We start from the raw sequence: 16,244 nt of genomic DNA on the forward strand, positions 1-16,244 counted from the left end.
TTGCTGGGGCGGGTAAACCCGCCCCAGCCGAGGGCCGCCGCAGCGGCCCCAAGGTCAGATCAGTTCTTGCGAATTTTCTCGACAATCGCCGTGGTCGAGCTGTTCTCGACCAGCCCCAGCACTTTCACGGTGCCGCCATAGCCCTTGACGATATCAGCGCCAACCACTTGGTCGATGCCATAGTCTCCGCCCTTGACCAACACATCCGGCTTGACCTGGCTCAGCAGGTTTTCCGGGGTGCCTTCCGGGAAACTGATCACCCAGTCCACCGCGCCCAAACCGGCCAGCACGGCCATACGCCGGTCAACGCTGTTGATCGGCCGGCCCGGCCCTTTCAGGCGGCTGACCGAAGCATCGTCGTTTACCGCAACGATCAGGCGATCACCCTGGGCCCGCGCCTGTTCCAGGTAGGTGACATGCCCGGCATGCAGGATGTCGAAGCAGCCATTGGTAAAGACGATCTTCTCGTTGTGCGCCCGCGCGTCATCAATGGCCAGCAGCAGTTGCTCAAGGCCCAGCACGCCGCGTTCGGAGCCTTCCTCACGCTGGATGGCCCGGCGCAGCTCAGGGGCGCTGATGGCAGCCGTACCCAGCTTGCCGACCACAATGCCCGCCGCCAGATTGGCCAGGGCCACCGCATGGGGCAGGTCCTCACCCGCGGCAATGGCTGCGGCAAGGGTGGAAATGACAGTATCGCCGGCACCGGTCACATCGAACACTTCGCGTGCTCGCGCTGGCAGGTGCAACGCCGGCTGACCAACGCGCAGCAGGGTCATGCCATGCTCGCCACGGGTGACCAGCAGGGCGCCCAGGTCCAGGTCCTGCAGCAACTGCAAGCCCTTGGCAACCAGTTCGGCCTCATCGACGCAACGGCCAACGATGGTCTCGAACTCGCTGAGGTTCGGGGTAATCAGGCTGGCGCCACGGTAGATGGAAAAGTCCTTGCCCTTGGGGTCGGCCAGCACCGGAATGCCCTTGGCCCGCGCCGCCTGGATCAGGTTTTGGTGGTTCTTCAATGCACCTTTGCCGTAGTCGGACAGGACCAGCACCTTGACGCCTTCGAGCAGGCTGTCGACCTCCGCGCCCAGCGACAGTGGGTCGGTGGCGAACGGCTCTTCGAAATCGATACGCAGCAGCTGCTGGTGACGGCTCATGACCCGCAGCTTGACGATAGTCGGCTGGTGCGCGATGCGCTGGAATACCGAACGGACACCGGCAGCCTGCAGGCTGTTGGCCAGGCTGTCGGCAGCCTCATCCTGGCCGGTGACGCCGATCAGCGAAGCCGGCGCGCCCAGCGCAGCAATGTTCAAGGCAACGTTGGCCGCGCCGCCGGGGCGATCCTCGATTTGATCGACCTTGACCACCGGGACTGGCGCTTCAGGCGAAATACGCGAAGTACCGCCATGCCAGTAGCGGTCGAGCATGACATCGCCGACCACCAGTACCGGGGCTTGATCGAAACGCGGCATGGACAACTTCATGGGCAACCCATATGGAAATAATGAACAGGGGCAGGATATTAGCACAGGGTAGTCAATGGCTTTATGGCCAGATCATCCCTGGAAAATTCCCGTGACAATCGGGGCCATAACGGCCCCGATCAAGGAGGGTTCAGGTGATATCGGCCTTGGCCGGCTCATCCAGCCCCATGGCATGCAGACGGGCATAATGGCCATTAGCCGCAAGTAGCTCGGTGTGAGTACCGCGCTCGACCAGGCGGCCCTGGTCCATGACCAGGATCTGGTCGGCCTTCTCGATGGTCGACAGGCGATGGGCAATCACCAGCGTGGTACGACCTTGCATCACGTGGTCCAGGGCGGCCTGGATATGCCGCTCGGACTCTGTATCCAACGCCGACGTCGCTTCGTCGAGGATCAGCAACGGCGCGTTTTTAAGCAGCGCACGGGCAATTGCCAGGCGCTGGCGCTGGCCCCCGGAAAGCAGTACACCGTTCTCACCCACTTCGGTATCGAAGCCCTTTGGCAGCCGGTCGACGAACTCCTTGGCATAGGCATCGGCCGCGGCGGCTTCGATGTCTGCGCGCGGCGCGCCGGCCAGATCGCCATACGCGATGTTGTTGGCCACGGTGTCGTTGAACAAGGTGACATGCTGGGTGACTTGCGAAACATGGCGACGCAGGTTGCGCAGGCGATAGTGCTCGATCTCCACGCCATCGAGCAGGATCTGCCCCTTGTCGTGGTGATAGAAGCGTGGAATAAGGGCCGCCAGGGTCGACTTGCCACTGCCGGAGCGGCCGACCAGGGCGATCATCTGCCCGGGCTCGGCGACAAAACTGATGTCGCTCAACACTTCACGCTCGGTACCCGGGTAAGTGAAGCTCAGGTTGCGCACTTCCAGGCGCCCTTCCACGCGCGCCTTCTCGACCGTACCAGTGTCCACTTCAGGCGCTTCGTCCAGCTGTTCGAAGATGCTCTCGGCACCTGCCAGGCCCTTCTGGATGGTCGAGCTGACTTCCGACAACTGGCGAATCGGCTTGGGCAGCAGGCCGGCAGCAGTGATATAAGCCACCAGGTCACCGGCAGTGGACTCACCGCGCAGGAACAGTACCAGGAACATCAGCGCAGCCATGGCGCTGTAGATCACCAGCTGAAGCATCGGCGTGTACAGCGAGCCGGTCTTGGTCATGCGCAGTTGCTTGTCGGTGTTGCTCTGGCTGGCCTGGCCGAATCGCTGCTGTTCGTAGGCCTCGCCACCGAAGCTACGGACCACGCGGTAACCCTGGATGGTTTCCGAGGCAACGTGGGTGACGTCGCCCATGGCTACCTGGATCTTCTTGCTCTGCTTGCGGAATTTCTTGCTGGCGATGCTGACCATAACCGCGATCACCGGCAAGATGGCAACCATCACCAGGGTCAGGTGCCAGTTCATCCAAAGCAGGTAGGCAAACAGGAACACCACGGTCAGGCCTTCGCGGATTACCACCTTGATGGCGTCGGTAGCGGCGCCAGTGACCATGGTCACATTGAAGGTAATGCGCGAAATCAGGTGCCCGGAGTTGTGGTTGTCGAAGTAGCGGTTGGGCAACACCAACAGCTTGTTGAACAACGCCACCCGCAGGTCATGCACCAGGCTCAGAGAGACCTTGGCCAGGAAGTAGTTGCCGAGGAACGAGCCCAGGCCCTGCCACGCAGCGATCAGGATGATCAGCAGCGGCACCGCCTGCAGCAATTGCAGGTCACGCAGGTAGGGGACGTTGGGGAACAATACCGCTTCGGGGTTGCTCAGCCCATCGACGAAGTACTTGAGAATGCCGGCCAGCATTGGCTGGGTCGAGGCAAAGATCACGAAACCGACAATGCTCAGCAGGAAAATGCCGACATAGGGTTTCACATAGCTCAACAGCCGGAAGTAGATCTTCAGGCTGGAGGTGTGCTCCGCTGGTCGCGGTGTTTCGGCCATTATCGAGCTCGCTGTTCAGGTTGAACCGGCAATTTTACCACAGGCGTCATTTTCGGCACGCCCCCATGGCAGCAACATGGCAAGGCCCACCGGCAGCCAGCTGATGAACCATTCGGCACGTGGCGTACCGGTGAGGCTGGCGGCATCGAACTGCATGGCCAGGGTCGAATAGACCCAGAAGCCCAGCAGGACCTTGCCGAGCAGGGTGCCACGGGCGCGCACGATTTCGCCCAGCGTGAAGAGCCACACCATTACCCACAGCAACATACCGGGCAAGCCCATTTCAACGGCAACATGGGTGAACATGTTGTGGGTGTGATCGAAGTGCATGCCGACGGCGCTCACTTCATAATCAGCCCCCAGGCCAAGACCAGTCCAAGGGTGCGCGGCAATCATCTGGACCACGGCATGGAAAATTTCCGGCCGGTAGGACGAGCCCCGTTGGGCGATAACGTCGTACACGGCCATAAAGGCCAGGCCGGTGGCAAGCAGTGCCAGAACAGAGAACACCCGGCTGTGGCGGTCACGGAACCACAACGGCGCCATCACCACGGTAATCACCAGTGCCAGAACCGCACCACGGCTCTGGCTGAGCATGGCGAAGGCCCCCAGGCAAGCCAGTGCCGCCAGCCACAACACCTGCAAGCCACGCCGCCGAGGTGGCTCGTAGAGCATCAAGAGCACAGCCGAACCAATGACATAGGCCCCCAGGATGGGGTGGGATATTTCGCCGATACCCGCCAGCCTGAACAGCAGAGGCGCACGCTGCACCCCATAGAACTTGATGATGGAGACTAACGCAGCGATGGCCAGCAGCGCGCTGCCAAGCAGCAATAACTGACGAATGCGGGCTTGGCCAAGCTGGGCCAACAGCGGAAACGCCAGCAGGAACACCAGGATGTAGAGCAAGCGCTTGAGCTCGCGCATGGGCTCCTCGGCGGGCGACCATGCCAGGCTCAGGCCGCTCCAGGCCAACAGCAGCAGCACACTCCCCCACAGCGCCGGTTGCCGCCTCCAGGCTTGCACCAGCACACCTCGGGCCGACCAGGCCAATACCAGCGTTGGCAGCCATAAGAGCAACACCAGACCTTGCTGATAAACCTTGTTGCTGGGTGCCAGGGCAATCGCCGCCAGGAACCAGACCAGGCCCAAACCTAACCACGCTTGTGCCCAGTTTTTTTGATACAACATCCTTTCCCCCGATGAATCAGAAACACCATCCATGGTGCTACAGCATTATTTTCGGCATTATTGCCGGTCATTTTGCTCGCCAGACGACAAGGCCCTATTCATGCAATGCTCCCGGCTCACCCAGGTCGACTTCGATCAGCTGACACTCGGCGCACAGGTGCTTGAGGCAGACAGCCATGGCGCCAAAGTCTACCTGCTCACCGATGGAAATTTCCTCAAGGTTTTTCGTAGGAAGCGGCTGATTTCATCTGCACTGCTACGTCCTTACTCGCAGCGTTTCGTCGATAACGCCGCGCGCCTGGCGCAACTGGGCATCCCTACCCTCGAAGTGATCAGCCAGCACAAGCTCGACCTGCCGGGCCGCACTGCGGTGCTGTATCGCCCGCTACCTGGGCGGACGCTGCTGCAGATGTCGCGCGATGACGGCTTCAGCTGGGACATTTACCTGCCACGCCTGATCGAACTGATCCGCCAGTTGCACCGCAGCGGCGTTTATTTCCGCTCGCTGCACTTGGGCAACGTGGTGGTCACCCCCGACCAGCGTCTGGGCTTGATCGACGTGGCCGACATGCGCTTTTTGCGCCCGCCACTGTCAGCCCGCATGATTCGACGCAATGTGCAGCACATGGTGCGCTATATCGAGCGGGAGAACCTGGGCGACCGGTTCCCCCTCGCCGCCTTCGAGGCAGCCTTGCTGACACGCTGAAGGTCAGCTGCGCAACAGGCTCTGCGAGCCGCTGCAGAACGCCTGCCAGGCCTGCTCCGGTGCCAGTGCCTGGCGCTGCTTCGCGGCGATCGTGGAGGCACTGAGCGCCGTACAGCGCTCGATCGCCTCAGCCCAGGCGCTTTCGTCGGCAACCGGCAGGTAGCCACCCGTGTCGCGCAACTGCTCGCGAAACACTTCAAGGTCGCTGCACACCACCGGTACATCGGCCATCACCGCCTCTTGCACCACCAGCCCCAGGCCTTCGGAACGCGAAGGTACCAATAGCCAGTCGAATGCCCGATACAGCTGCTGCAGGTCTTCGCGGTGACCGCGCAGATGAACACGCTCGGCCAGGCCCAACGCGTCGATACGCTGCTGCAGCACGGCATGCTGCGGCCCCTCGCCAATGATCGCCAGCTGCAAGCCGGGTTGCCGTGCACTGGCTCTGGCGAATGCCTCGATCAGCATTTCGAAGCCTTTGCTCTCTACCAGTCGCCCTACCGCACCCAGCATCACCTCGGCGCCCTGAGGCAACTTCAGCGCCTGCCTGGCCTGGTCCCGGCTCAGCAAAGGCTCGACGAATGCAAGCGGATCGAGCGCCATGCGCAGCGTCTGCACCGGCCTGCCCAGGTCACGCTCCAGCGACTCGGCCAACGTCTGTGATACCGCCGCGATACTCAGACGCTCGGACGGAAACATCTGCAACAAGCGGATATCGCTGGCATGCAGACGCGTCTTGCCATGGAACAGTACCTTTGCACGCACGTGCGCGATGCGCTGCAACAACGGCAGCACCAACCGGGCGACACCAATACCGTCGAGCAGCACCACTTCTGCCCCGGCTTCGGCCAAAGCCTTGCGCAAGCGCATGCGCAGCCACGGACGCAGCAAGCGCCACAAGTGCCGCCCTTTGAGCGCACGTGAGGGCATATGCCATTCCCGGGTCGAGCCGAGCCCACAGCAGAGCCCGCTCCCCAGCAGCAGCCAGTTACTGATCCGGGCATCGGCACCCGCGTTCGACAAAACCTGCCGGTGCACCTTGTGGATGGACATGTAAGGCGTTCCACCCGCCCACATCATATTGACGATGTTCATGGGCCCTCTCCCGCTCAAGTCAGGTGGGACAGCGACTTCATTGAACAAAAATGGTGATTCCCATGCCGATCAAGGCACCCGCAACCAGCGTCAATGCCAGCTTCATCCGATCACGTTGACGACGCTTGGCCTTACGCTCCACTTCAATGGGCAAGGTCACGTGATTGCCGAATCCAGTGTGCAATACTGCGTCACCCTCCAAGGTGACCGCTGTCAGATTTAACTCAGCGTAGCGACGGGAAAGCGCCTTTTCTCCAGCATAGGCGGCAAATGGCGCACAGCGCTGGTAATCGCTCAATCGGCGCAGCCCAGGGTTGAGCGAGAACGCCTGCCACTCGGCCTTGTCGGACAGCAGCGGATAACACGGCACCCCGGCGATCACCTGGCGATCGCCCAAATGAATGTACGGGCTGTGGATGGCCAGGTCGTGGGCATGGCTGCGCAACCAGACCTGCAAGAGGTTGGGGCTGACATCCAGGATGGCCTGCGAGTCTTCGACAAAGCCTTGGCGATAGAATTGCCAGTCGTCTTCGCAGTGAAAAATGTACGGCGTCTTGACCTGGCTGTAGGCCAGGTCGATAGACGGCAACTGGCCAAGTTTGGGCCGGTTCACGAACACCTTGCAGTGCGGCTTCCAGTGCGCCGGCACAGCGGCATGCACAGCATCGTCGCCAGAGTCTTCGGTGATGAATACCTCGCGAATGGGCGCGGTGTTGTAGCGATCGAAACTCTCAAGGGTGTCTTTGAGCAGATCGAACCGCCCACAACTGGTCACGACAAGCGTGACGTCACTCTCATTTGAAAAGCGCACCGGATTCCCTCCGCATTACGACTATCGGCCTTCAACAACCCGCTCCTGGGCGTGAAAGCTCTTATTTAGATGCCCAGCTTCAGACGCAGCCGCTGCCATGCAGACAATGGCGGGTGGGGCCTGAGCGCCGGGCGCATGTGGTCGACGATGCTACGTCCAACTGCGCCGAAACTAAAACGGGAAACCGCCAGATGGCGGCCATTTTCTGCAATCTGCCGTGCTAGCTCGGGGTTGGCGCGCAAGCGACGAAGTTTTTCCTGAAGGGTCGGGATGTTGTCATAGAACACCACGTTGTGCATGTCTTGCAGGCCCAGCGCACGGTTCTCTTCCTCGCCCTGGTCGTATGCCAGCAACACACAGCCACAGGCCATGGCTTCGAAGTTCTTGATCATGTATTCGCCCATGCCGACATCGGCACTGACGAAGAAACGAATACGGTTGAGCGTGTTGCAGTAGTCCTCGCCCGACTTGGTACGGGTTACCAGCAGGTTCTCGACCTGCCCCAACTCGTCCAGCAGTGCCTTGCGGCCGCTGTAGGCCACGCTGTTGACGCTGCCGACAAAGGCCAGTTCGATATCACGCTCACGCCCTTGGTCGGCCAGCAACTGCTCGTCATAGCCCTTGGGCACGAACACCGCATCGAAACCTTCCTGGCGCAAGCGCTCGCTGACCATGTAGCCGGAGCTGATCACCCGTGCCCATGGCAACTGACGGTAATGAGCGCTGAACTTGCCGGTGTACTTGCACGGGATGTAGTTCTGGTAGGCGTCGTGCTCGAGAATCACCAGGTTCGGCACAGTGCGGATGAAGGCCACCTGGCGGATCTCCTGCTTGAAACGCAGGAAGAACACGATCCGGTCATAGCGCTCGACCTGCACCTCACGCTTGAAGTAACGGCGCAGGTTGCGCTGATCCTGGCTGGTCAGCCAGCGCAGGTCGCACTCGCAGTTGGCCGCGACGCCATCGTACAGGCGGTCAAGAATCGCCCGCTGTTCCTTCTGCACCAGAAATAGGACTTTCATTGCTTTCCTTGGGCGCTCTGCGCCTTCGCGGTCAACCATGGGGCGTGCTTACAGCTCACGCCGCCAGAACAGTTCGTGCCGGCGCACGGCCTTGCGGAAGAATTCGTTCTCCCCAAAAGGCGATGGCTGTCGCCCGGCAAGCCAGCGTTGCAGCAGACGGCGCAGGCGGCGCTTGAACGGTGCCGCCGGCTGCAGGTCGTGCATCATGCCCAGGGCCATGGCCTTGTCGCACTGGGTCGCGCAGTCCAGCACCAGGCTGCAGGGTGCCCAGGCCTGGGCAGCGCTCAATTGCGGCGGTAAAGCCACGCCATCGCCACTGTCGCCCATCGGCCAGCGGTCGTTATCGTGCAGGTGGTTGGCGTAGCACAGCAAGGTTTGTGGCTGCCAGGCCATACCTTGCAAGGCTTCCAGCACCGCCGCCTGAGCGCAGATATGGTCCGGATGGGGGTCTAGCTGCGGGTGGGGCATCACCAGCACCTCTGGCTTGGCCCGTTCCAGCAAGGCTCGCAGGTCGGCCAGCAGGTTGTGCCAGGTGGGTGCGCCATCACGGTCGCCTGGTAACGGGAACGGGTTGAACTGGCGGAACACGCGGATATCGGCCAGGTCGGCTTCACGTGAGGCGGCCGGCTGGTCGGGAGCGGCCTGCATGGCAGGCAGCTGCAGGCAAAAGTAGCCCAGCTGTATGCAATGCGACTCCGGCACCCCGGCCCAACGCGGCACGGCGATGCTGTCCCAGGCACGCAGGCGCCCCTTCAGGCGCGCGGCCTCAGCCTTTGCCAGGCCCATCTGCTGGTAGTGCTCGGCCTCTATCTCACCAGCGGTCAGGGTCACCACCCAGCTTTCGTCGGCCTGGCTGTACAAACCATACGCCGCCAACTCGGCGTCGTCGGCATGTGGTGCGATCACCATCACTCGGCGCCGCTGCAGCTCGACCGAGGGGGTTATCCACAGGCGCAGCTGCCCCTGCAGCCGGCAATGCCGGCCGCGCAGTCGCAACGTACCGGCCTGCAGTGGCGCAGCAAGGCCGGTCAGGTTAAGGAAGCGCACCCCATCGACGCCACGCTCGAACGTTTGCCGATCGGCCTGTTCGCCAGCCAGCAGCTCGACCCGAGGGTCGAGGAAGCGCCCCAACCAGCTGCTCTTTAGCCGCAGCTCAAGCACCAGGGTTTCGTCGCCCTGCAACGTGCAATCAGCCTTGAGCCAGCCATCGTGCAGGCTGGCAGAAACCTGCTGCACCTGACCGCCGAAGTCGTAGGCATAGTCCTCACCCGGTGCATAGAACAGGTGGTCGGCAAACCAGGCCTCATGGGCAGCCCAGAGCAGCGGCAACAACAGCAGTGGCAACCACCACCAGCTGAATACACCGAGGGCGACCAGCGCAACCAGGCCCGCCAGCAGCCCCAGGCGTTTGTTGCGCCGGTGGCGCTTGAGCAACTGCTGCTTGCGGCTCACGCTTGATACACCGGCACAGGGTTGCACCAGCGGTCCTTGTACTCACGGTCAGCACGGCCGAACGAGAACCGCAGCGGCTTGTTGCGCGCCCGGGCATCTTCCCAGGCGGCCTGGGTATTGAGGAAGCTCAGCACGCTGCCTGGGCTGAAGGCCTTGGTTTCAGGGTCGACGCCGCCATTGATGTACTCGACGCTAATCCATTCCGGCGCTTCGACTCGGTACACCAGCTGAATGGCAATCGGTTTACCGTCCAGCAGCAGCACCGAGCCGATCAGCAGCTCGCGCAAGCGGCCCAGCACATCGGCCATACGCTCGGCACCGGTGGCAGGGAACCCCCAGCGGCGCAGGAACAGGTCGCAGTACATGCTGGCGATTTCCTGAGCACTGAAGTCGCTGATCGGGCGTACCACACCACCCGCCTCTTCCAGCAGGCGAAGTTCACGGCGCTGGTTGTAGCGGAACTTCTTCGACAGGTCTTCAGGCGCCCGGGCCATGGCCAACTGCTCCTTCTGCGCCTTTAGGCCGCTGAAGCGGCCCTGGTTCAGTTCGGACAGGTAACGCATTGTATGGCGCAACGGTGCAGCGGCATCAGACGCCGCCGGCAGAATGATCTCGGCATTACCGAGGTCGAACAGGGCCTTCTTGCCAGCACGCTTCAGCACGTCCTTGGACAGTGCCAGGTGACGCCCCCAGGCCGGGATGGCGGCTTTCAGCTCGCCAGCCTGGTGCCAGCCCAGGTAACGCACCGGGATCTGTGCCAGGTCCGCCAGTTGCTCGACCACCAGCGGATGGGTGGCAACACTGCCGCCAAAGCGCGCCCACGCCTGGGCGTAAGCCTTGGCATCGATAGCTTGCCAACCGCGTTCGCGGAAGGCCTGGATACGATTGAGCATCAGGCCTGCCCCACCAACGCGCGCACCTGCGGGAGTTGCCAGAAGGCCTCGCGCACCGCCTGGTCAGAGAAACGCTCATGCAGGCGCTGCAGCATGTGCCTGGCACAGGCCTGGCGCTGCTCAGCGTCCAGTACAGCCATGTGCTGCAGGCCCTGGGCCAGCTGCGCGGCGTCGCCCAGCGGGAACAGCACGCCAACGCCCTCGACCACTTCGCGGGCACCGCCACAGGCCGTGGCCAACACCGGTACACCGGCAACCATCGCTTCGAGCAGGACCATGCCGAACGGCTCGTGATCGGAACTCAACGCGAACACGTCGAAAGCCTGGAAATAACGGCGCGCATCCGGTACCTGGCCAAGAAAGTCGACTTGCCCGGCAATACCAAGCTCGGCGGCCAACGCCTTGAGCCTGGCCTCCAGACGCCCCTTGCCGAGGATTGCCAGGCGGGCGCCAGCCGGCAGCCCCGGCAAAGCCTGGGCAAAACCGCGCAACAGGGTGGCCTGGTCCTTGTCCGGGTGCAGGCGCCCAACATTGCCGACGATCCACGCCTGAGCATCCAGGCCCAAGGCCTGGCGTGCGTCAGCGCGCGGCACCAGGGCTGCTTGCAGGGCGTCGATGTCGATGCGGTTGTACAGGGTCTGGATGCGTTCGGCCGGCCACTGCGGCAAGCAACGGCGCATATCGTCACGTACCGCGTCCGAAACACCCAGCAGGCTCAGACGCTTGCTGAACAGGTTCGCGAACAGGCGGCGGCCTTTGCGCTGGTAGTCGCCAAAGGCATGGTGCACACCAATCACCGGCAGGCCGGTCCCCAGCAGGGCAACGTAGATCGGCTTGAAGCGATGGGCGATGCAGAAAGCGAAATTGCGCTCGGCCGCAAGGCGCCGCAATGCGCGGATGGCGCCGAGTTTCAGGCCACGCACGGCCTTGGAGCTGAACTCAAGGAACAGCACCTCGTCCGACGCACAGCCAGCCGCCACCTGCGCGTCGGCGGCGCCGGTGAGGAACACCGTAGTCACCCGGTACCCACGCCCCTGAAACAGGCTGGCGTACTGACGGGCGCAGTCCAGGAACGGCCCGTCATAGCCATGGCAGAACTGCAGGATGCGCGGTTCAGAGCGGCTGGTCATACGGGGCCGCGCCGTCCTTCACAACCAGGATGTCTTCCATGATCAGGTACTGCAGGTCCGAGCCGAAGAACATGTTCAGGGCATCGGTCGGCGAGCAGATCATCGGTTCACCACGACGGTTCAGCGAGGTGTTCAGCGACACGCCGTTGCCCGTCAGGTCTTCCAATGCCTTCATCATGTCGTAGTAGCGCGGGTTGTACTCGCGCTTGAGCACCTGGGCACGCGAAGTGCCGTCCTCGTGCACCACTTCCGGCACGCGGGTTTTCCACTCTTCAGCGACTTCGAAGGTGAAGGTCATGAACGGCGCGGGATGGTCGACCTTGATCATCTGCGGGGCGACAGTGTCGAGCATCGACGGGCAGAAAGGTCTCCAGCGTTCACGGAACTTGATCTGGTGGTTGATGCGGTCAGCCACGCCTTCCACGCTTGGGCAGCCGATGATCGATCGGCCACCCAGGGCACGCGGCCCGAACTCCATGCGGCCCTGGAACCAGGCAACCGGGTTGCCATCGACCATGATCTGGGCGATCTGCTGCGGCATGTTCTCGAGTTTGCGCCACTTTGGCTGGTTCGGGTGACGGGCGCAGGCGGCGATCACGTCTTCGTTGGAGTACGACGGGCCGAGGTAGACGTGCTCCATTTTCTCGACCGGAACGCCACGGGCGTGGGAAACATAGGCAGCGGCGCCAACGGCAGTCCCGGCGTCGCCGGAGGCCGGCTGAACGAACAGCTCTTTCACGTCCGGACGGGCGATGATCTTCTGGTTGAGCTTGACGTTCAGCGCGCAGCCGCCGGCGAAGGCCAGCTTGCCGGTTTCACGCAGGGTGTCGCCCAGGTAATGGTCGATCATCTGCAGCGCCAGTTTCTCGAACAGCGCCTGCATGCTGGCGGCGTAATGGATGTACGGCTCGTCGGCGATGTCGCCTTCGCGCTTGGGGCCCAGCCATTCGATCAGCTTTGGCGAGAAGTAGAAGCCCTTGCCCTTCTCTTTGTAACGGCGCAGGCCGATAACGTTGGCGTACTCGGTATTGATGACCAACTCGCCGTTTTCGAAGCTGGCCAGACGCGAGAAATCATACTTGCTGGCGTCGCCATACGGCGCCATGCCCATGACCTTGAACTCGCCATCGAGCATTTCGAAGCCCAGGAACTCGGTGATGGCACCGTAAAGGCCACCCAGCGAGTCCGGGTCGAAGAATTCCTTGATCTTGTGGATCTTGCCGTTTTCGCCGTAGCCAAAGAAGGTGGTGGCGTACTCGCCCTTGCCGTCGATGCCGAGGATTGCGGTTTTTTCCTTGAAACCCGAGCAATGATAAGCACTGGAAGCGTGGGCCAGGTGGTGCTCGACCGGCTCGATCTTGACCTTTTTCGGGTCGAAGCCCAGTTGCTCCAGGCACCAGACGATCTTCTTGCGATAGCGCTTGTAACGACGGTTGCCCATCAGGATGGCATCGAGTGCACGATCCGGGGCGTACCAATAGCGCTTGGCATAGTGCCACCGCGCCTTGCCGAACAGGCTGATCGGGGCGAACGGGATGGCTACCACGTCGACGTCGGACGGCTTGATGCCTGCCTGTTCCAGGCAGAACTTCGCCGACTCGTAGGGCATGCGGTTCTTCGCATGCTTGTCACGCACGAAGCGCTCTTCTTCGGCGGCGGCAATCAGCTTGCCGTCAATGTACAGGGCCGCGGAAGGGTCATGGCTAAGGGCGCCGGACAGGCCAAGAATCGTCAATGCCAAGGGATTAGCCTCTTCATTCGGTAAAAATGCGCCAGCGGCCTCTTGGGCGGATGGCGGCTAAAGGGCGGGATTATAACGCAAACATTGGAGGCACACCGCCCCCTTGTAGGAGCGGGTTCACCCGCGAAGCAGGCAACGCGGTGGATGGCACCGGCGTAGCCGGTGTTCGCGGGAAAACCCGCGCCTACAGGTTTACTCGGCGATCAGCCAGTCCATGCGGTAACTACCGGCGGTCTGTGCCAGCTCTTTGGCCAGCCATGGCAGCAGCTCCTTGAGTTCATCCTCCAGCCCCCACGGCGGGTTGGCGATGGCCAGGCCAGAGCCGTTCAGCCCCTGAGGGCTGTCCTGGTGATGCACATACAGCTCAACCCGCAACAGTTTCGGCGCGCCAGTGCTGGTCAGGTCCTGGTAATAGCGGGTCAGCGAACGCTGGTCTTTGATCGGGTACCAGATGGCCGCAACGGTCTGGCGCATGCGGCCGATCGCCTCTTTCATGGCCGTGGTGCAGCGCTTGAGCTCATCGGCCTGTTCGAACGGCGGGTCGATCAGCATGATCGCGCGCTTTTCCTGCACCGGCAGCAAGGCCCGCGGCACATGCCAGCCTTCACCCAGGTGCACGGTCACGCGCGGGTCTTTTTTCATGTTTTCTTTAAGGAGCGGCCCGTCTTCGGGGTGCTTCTCGTTGAGCAGGGCGCGGTCCTGCTGGCGCATCAGGCGACGGGCCAGCTCGGGCGACCCCGGGTAGTAGCGCAGCTCGCCATCGGCATTCAGGCGCTTGATGATGCGCAGGTAGTCGTCGGCCATGGCCGGCAGGTCATCGCGATTCCACAGGCGGGCTACGCCTTCCAGGTACTCGCCGGTACGGCTTGCCTGGTCGCCCTGCAGGTCGTACAGGCCGAGCCCTGCGTGGGTATCGATATAGGCGAACGGCTGCTCCTTGCGCGACATCAGGGCAATGAGGCGGGTCAGCACGATGTGTTTGAGGACGTCGGCGTGGTTGCCGGCGTGGAAGGCGTGACGATAGTTCATGGCAACTCCTGCGAAGGCGGCAAGTTTACCTTGCCTTGCAGGCGGAGTCAGGCCTGGCTGCTGATTGGCGGCACCCGCAAAGCAGGCGCCGCCAATTCAACGGGTGTTACTTGTCGGCGTGATACGCCGCATCAGCCGCTTCGAAGCGCTTAACCATCGCCTGCGAAGGGCTGCCCAGCTTGCTCACCAGAACAATGGCGATGCTGGCGAACAGGAAGCCCGGGATGATTTCGTACAACCCGAGGGTGTCGAAGTTCTTCCACAGGATCACCGTCAGCGCACCCACCACGATACCGGCCAGCGCACCGTTACGGGTCATGCCTTTCCACAGCACCGAAATCAGCACCACCGGGCCGAAGGCGGCACCGAAGCCAGCCCAGGCATAGGCCACCAGGCCCAGCACGCGGTTTTCCGGGTTGGCGGCCATGGCGATGGCGATCAGGGCCACGGCCAGCACCATCAGACGGCCGACCCACACCAGTTCGACCTGCGAAGCATTCTTGCGCAGGAAGGCTTTGTAGAAGTCTTCGGTCAGGGCGCTGGAGCACACCAGCAGCTGGCAGCTCAGGGTACTCATGACTGCGGCCAGGATGGCCGACAGCAGGACACCCGCAATCCATGGGTTGAACAGGATCTTGGCCAGCTCGATGAACACACGTTCGTGGTTCTCGCTAACCGGGCCTGCCAGTTCAGGATGGGCCGAGAAGTAGGCAATGCCGAAGAAGCCAACGGCACAGGTACCCGCTAAGCACAGGATCATCCAGGTCATGGAAATGCGGCGCGCCTTGGCGATGGACTTCACCGAATCAGCGGCCATGAAGCGCGCCAGGATATGCGGCTGGCCGAAGTAACCCAGGCCCCAGCCCATCAGCGAGATGATGCCGATGAAGGTGGCACCCTTGAGCATGTCGAAGTTCGCCGGGTTCACCGCCTCGATAGCGGCGAAGGTCTGGTCGAAGCCACCGGTGGAGATCAGCACGATTACCGGGGTCAGGATCAGCGCGAAGATCATCAACGACGCCTGTACGGTATCGGTCCAGCTCACCGCCAGGAAGCCACCCACGAAGGTATAGGCGATGGTCGCCGCTGCACCAGCCCACAAAGCGGTTTCGTACGACATGCCGAAGGTGCTCTCGAACAGACGGGCACCGGCCACGATGCCGGAGGCACAGTAGATGGTGAAGAACACCAGGATGACGATGGCGGAAATGATACGCAGCAGCCCGGTATTGTCTTCGAAACGGCTGGAGAAGTAGTCCGGCAGGGTCAGCGCGTCACCGTTGTGCTCGGTCTGCACGCGCAGCCGGCCGGCCACGAACAGCCAGTTCAGGTAGGCACCCACCGTCAGACCGATAGCGATCCAGGCCTCGGACAGGCCCGCGAAGTAGATGGCACCGGGCAGGCCCATCAGCAGCCAGCCACTCATGTCGGAGGCACCGGCAGACAGCGCGGTAACCACGCTACCGAGGCTGCGACCGCCCAGAATGTAATCGGAAAGGTTGTTGGTAGCGCGATAGGCGGCGAAGCCGATCAGCACCATTGCTGCGATGTAGATCACGAAGGTGATCGTTAGTGGATTGCCCATGCGTGTGCCCTGGCGTTTGTTTTTATCATGCGCAACCACAGCGATGGCGGTTGCACCCAGGCGGCGAATGCTATGCAACAACGCAAAGAAGGTGCAACCATTTTTCTTTTGCAAGTTGCACCTGCCCGTGCATTTTCCGACAAAGCCCGTTTCTTGCTCCTTCCGGGAG

The 16,244-nt window shown here is 62.2% G+C and carries 13 protein-coding genes; 1 reads left to right on the forward strand and 12 read right to left on the reverse strand.

The genetic code is table 11. From position 1 onward, the window contains the following. Positions 1-59: 59 nt before the first annotated feature. From hldE to AC3WLP_RS04820, 3 genes are all read right to left on the reverse strand, one after another. The gene (gene hldE / locus AC3WLP_RS04810) at positions 60-1,481 is read right to left on the reverse strand and encodes a bifunctional D-glycero-beta-D-manno-heptose-7-phosphate kinase/D-glycero-beta-D-manno-heptose 1-phosphate adenylyltransferase HldE (RefSeq protein WP_003249449.1); all 1,422 of its coding nucleotides are present in this window, start codon (positions 1,479-1,481) and stop codon (positions 60-62) included. A 130-nt stretch (positions 1,482-1,611) separates the two neighbouring features. Further along, positions 1,612-3,420 carry a lipid A export permease/ATP-binding protein MsbA gene (gene msbA / locus AC3WLP_RS04815; protein WP_012053874.1) on the reverse strand — a complete coding sequence of 603 codons (1,809 nt, stop codon included), beginning with the start codon at positions 3,418-3,420 and terminating at the stop codon, positions 1,612-1,614. Positions 3,421-3,435: 15 nt separating this feature from the next. After that, the gene (locus AC3WLP_RS04820; RefSeq protein WP_012053875.1) at positions 3,436-4,611 is read right to left on the reverse strand and encodes an O-antigen ligase family protein; all 1,176 of its coding nucleotides are present in this window, start codon (positions 4,609-4,611) and stop codon (positions 3,436-3,438) included. A 100-nt stretch (positions 4,612-4,711) separates the two neighbouring features. On the opposite strand from AC3WLP_RS04820, the gene AC3WLP_RS04825 reads away from it, so the two are divergent. Beyond that, on the forward strand, positions 4,712-5,317 hold the full coding sequence (locus AC3WLP_RS04825) for a serine/threonine-protein kinase (protein ID WP_014754635.1): 606 nt from the start codon (positions 4,712-4,714) through the stop codon (positions 5,315-5,317). Positions 5,318-5,320: 3 nt separating this feature from the next. Here the strand turns inward: AC3WLP_RS04825 and AC3WLP_RS04830 are convergent, their stop codons facing one another. From AC3WLP_RS04830 to putP, 9 genes are all read right to left on the reverse strand, one after another. After that, positions 5,321-6,412 carry a glycosyltransferase gene (locus AC3WLP_RS04830; RefSeq protein WP_088513287.1) on the reverse strand — a complete coding sequence of 364 codons (1,092 nt, stop codon included), beginning with the start codon at positions 6,410-6,412 and terminating at the stop codon, positions 5,321-5,323. Positions 6,413-6,449: 37 nt separating this feature from the next. Continuing rightward, positions 6,450-7,223, reverse strand: coding sequence for a glycosyltransferase family 2 protein (locus AC3WLP_RS04835; RefSeq protein WP_012053878.1), 774 nt, complete (start codon positions 7,221-7,223; stop codon positions 6,450-6,452). A 65-nt stretch (positions 7,224-7,288) separates the two neighbouring features. Next, the gene (locus AC3WLP_RS04840; RefSeq protein WP_003249439.1) at positions 7,289-8,245 is read right to left on the reverse strand and encodes a glycosyltransferase family protein; all 957 of its coding nucleotides are present in this window, start codon (positions 8,243-8,245) and stop codon (positions 7,289-7,291) included. Between the two features lie 48 nt (positions 8,246-8,293). After that, positions 8,294-9,697, reverse strand: coding sequence for a PIG-L deacetylase family protein (locus AC3WLP_RS04845; RefSeq protein ID WP_088513288.1), 1,404 nt, complete (start codon positions 9,695-9,697; stop codon positions 8,294-8,296). After that, the gene (locus AC3WLP_RS04850) at positions 9,694-10,590 is read right to left on the reverse strand and encodes an antimicrobial resistance protein Mig-14 (protein ID WP_012053880.1); all 897 of its coding nucleotides are present in this window, start codon (positions 10,588-10,590) and stop codon (positions 9,694-9,696) included. The genes AC3WLP_RS04845 and AC3WLP_RS04850 overlap by 4 nt, the downstream gene beginning before the upstream one ends. Then, positions 10,590-11,720 carry a glycosyltransferase gene (locus tag AC3WLP_RS04855; protein ID WP_088513289.1) on the reverse strand — a complete coding sequence of 377 codons (1,131 nt, stop codon included), beginning with the start codon at positions 11,718-11,720 and terminating at the stop codon, positions 10,590-10,592. Before AC3WLP_RS04855 ends, AC3WLP_RS04850 begins: the two co-directional genes overlap by 1 nt. Further along, a complete protein-coding gene (locus tag AC3WLP_RS04860; RefSeq protein WP_003249431.1) occupies positions 11,704-13,461 on the reverse strand; it encodes a carbamoyltransferase family protein in 1,758 nt (585 codons plus the stop codon). The genes AC3WLP_RS04855 and AC3WLP_RS04860 overlap by 17 nt, the downstream gene beginning before the upstream one ends. Positions 13,462-13,653: 192 nt before the next feature. Continuing rightward, the gene (locus AC3WLP_RS04865) at positions 13,654-14,490 is read right to left on the reverse strand and encodes a 23S rRNA (adenine(2030)-N(6))-methyltransferase RlmJ (RefSeq protein WP_010955521.1); all 837 of its coding nucleotides are present in this window, start codon (positions 14,488-14,490) and stop codon (positions 13,654-13,656) included. A 106-nt stretch (positions 14,491-14,596) separates the two neighbouring features. Then, positions 14,597-16,075, reverse strand: a complete 1,479-nt coding sequence (gene putP / locus AC3WLP_RS04870; protein WP_088513307.1) for a sodium/proline symporter PutP — start codon at positions 16,073-16,075, stop codon at positions 14,597-14,599. Positions 16,076-16,244 lie beyond the last annotated feature (169 nt).

Source organism: Pseudomonas sp. FW305-E2 (genome assembly GCF_058782925.1).

Bases quoted from the DNA above. Each gene is read 5' to 3' on its own strand.
- AC3WLP_RS04850 (WP_012053880.1), bottom strand. From the start codon at position 10,590: ATGCTCAATCGTATCCAGGCCTTCCGCGAACGCGGTTGGCAAGCTATC.
- AC3WLP_RS04865 (WP_010955521.1), bottom strand. From the start codon at position 14,490: ATGAACTATCGTCACGCCTTCCACGCCGGCAACCACGCCGACGTCCTC.
- msbA (WP_012053874.1), bottom strand. From the start codon at position 3,420: ATGGCCGAAACACCGCGACCAGCGGAGCACACCTCCAGCCTGAAGATC.
- AC3WLP_RS04840 (WP_003249439.1), bottom strand. From the start codon at position 8,245: ATGAAAGTCCTATTTCTGGTGCAGAAGGAACAGCGGGCGATTCTTGAC.
- AC3WLP_RS04855 (WP_088513289.1), bottom strand. From the start codon at position 11,720: ATGACCAGCCGCTCTGAACCGCGCATCCTGCAGTTCTGCCATGGCTAT.
- putP (WP_088513307.1), bottom strand. From the start codon at position 16,075: ATGGGCAATCCACTAACGATCACCTTCGTGATCTACATCGCAGCAATG.
- AC3WLP_RS04825 (WP_014754635.1), top strand. From the start codon at position 4,712: ATGCAATGCTCCCGGCTCACCCAGGTCGACTTCGATCAGCTGACACTC.
- AC3WLP_RS04830 (WP_088513287.1), bottom strand. From the start codon at position 6,412: ATGAACATCGTCAATATGATGTGGGCGGGTGGAACGCCTTACATGTCC.
- AC3WLP_RS04820 (WP_012053875.1), bottom strand. From the start codon at position 4,611: ATGTTGTATCAAAAAAACTGGGCACAAGCGTGGTTAGGTTTGGGCCTG.
- hldE (WP_003249449.1), bottom strand. From the start codon at position 1,481: ATGAAGTTGTCCATGCCGCGTTTCGATCAAGCCCCGGTACTGGTGGTC.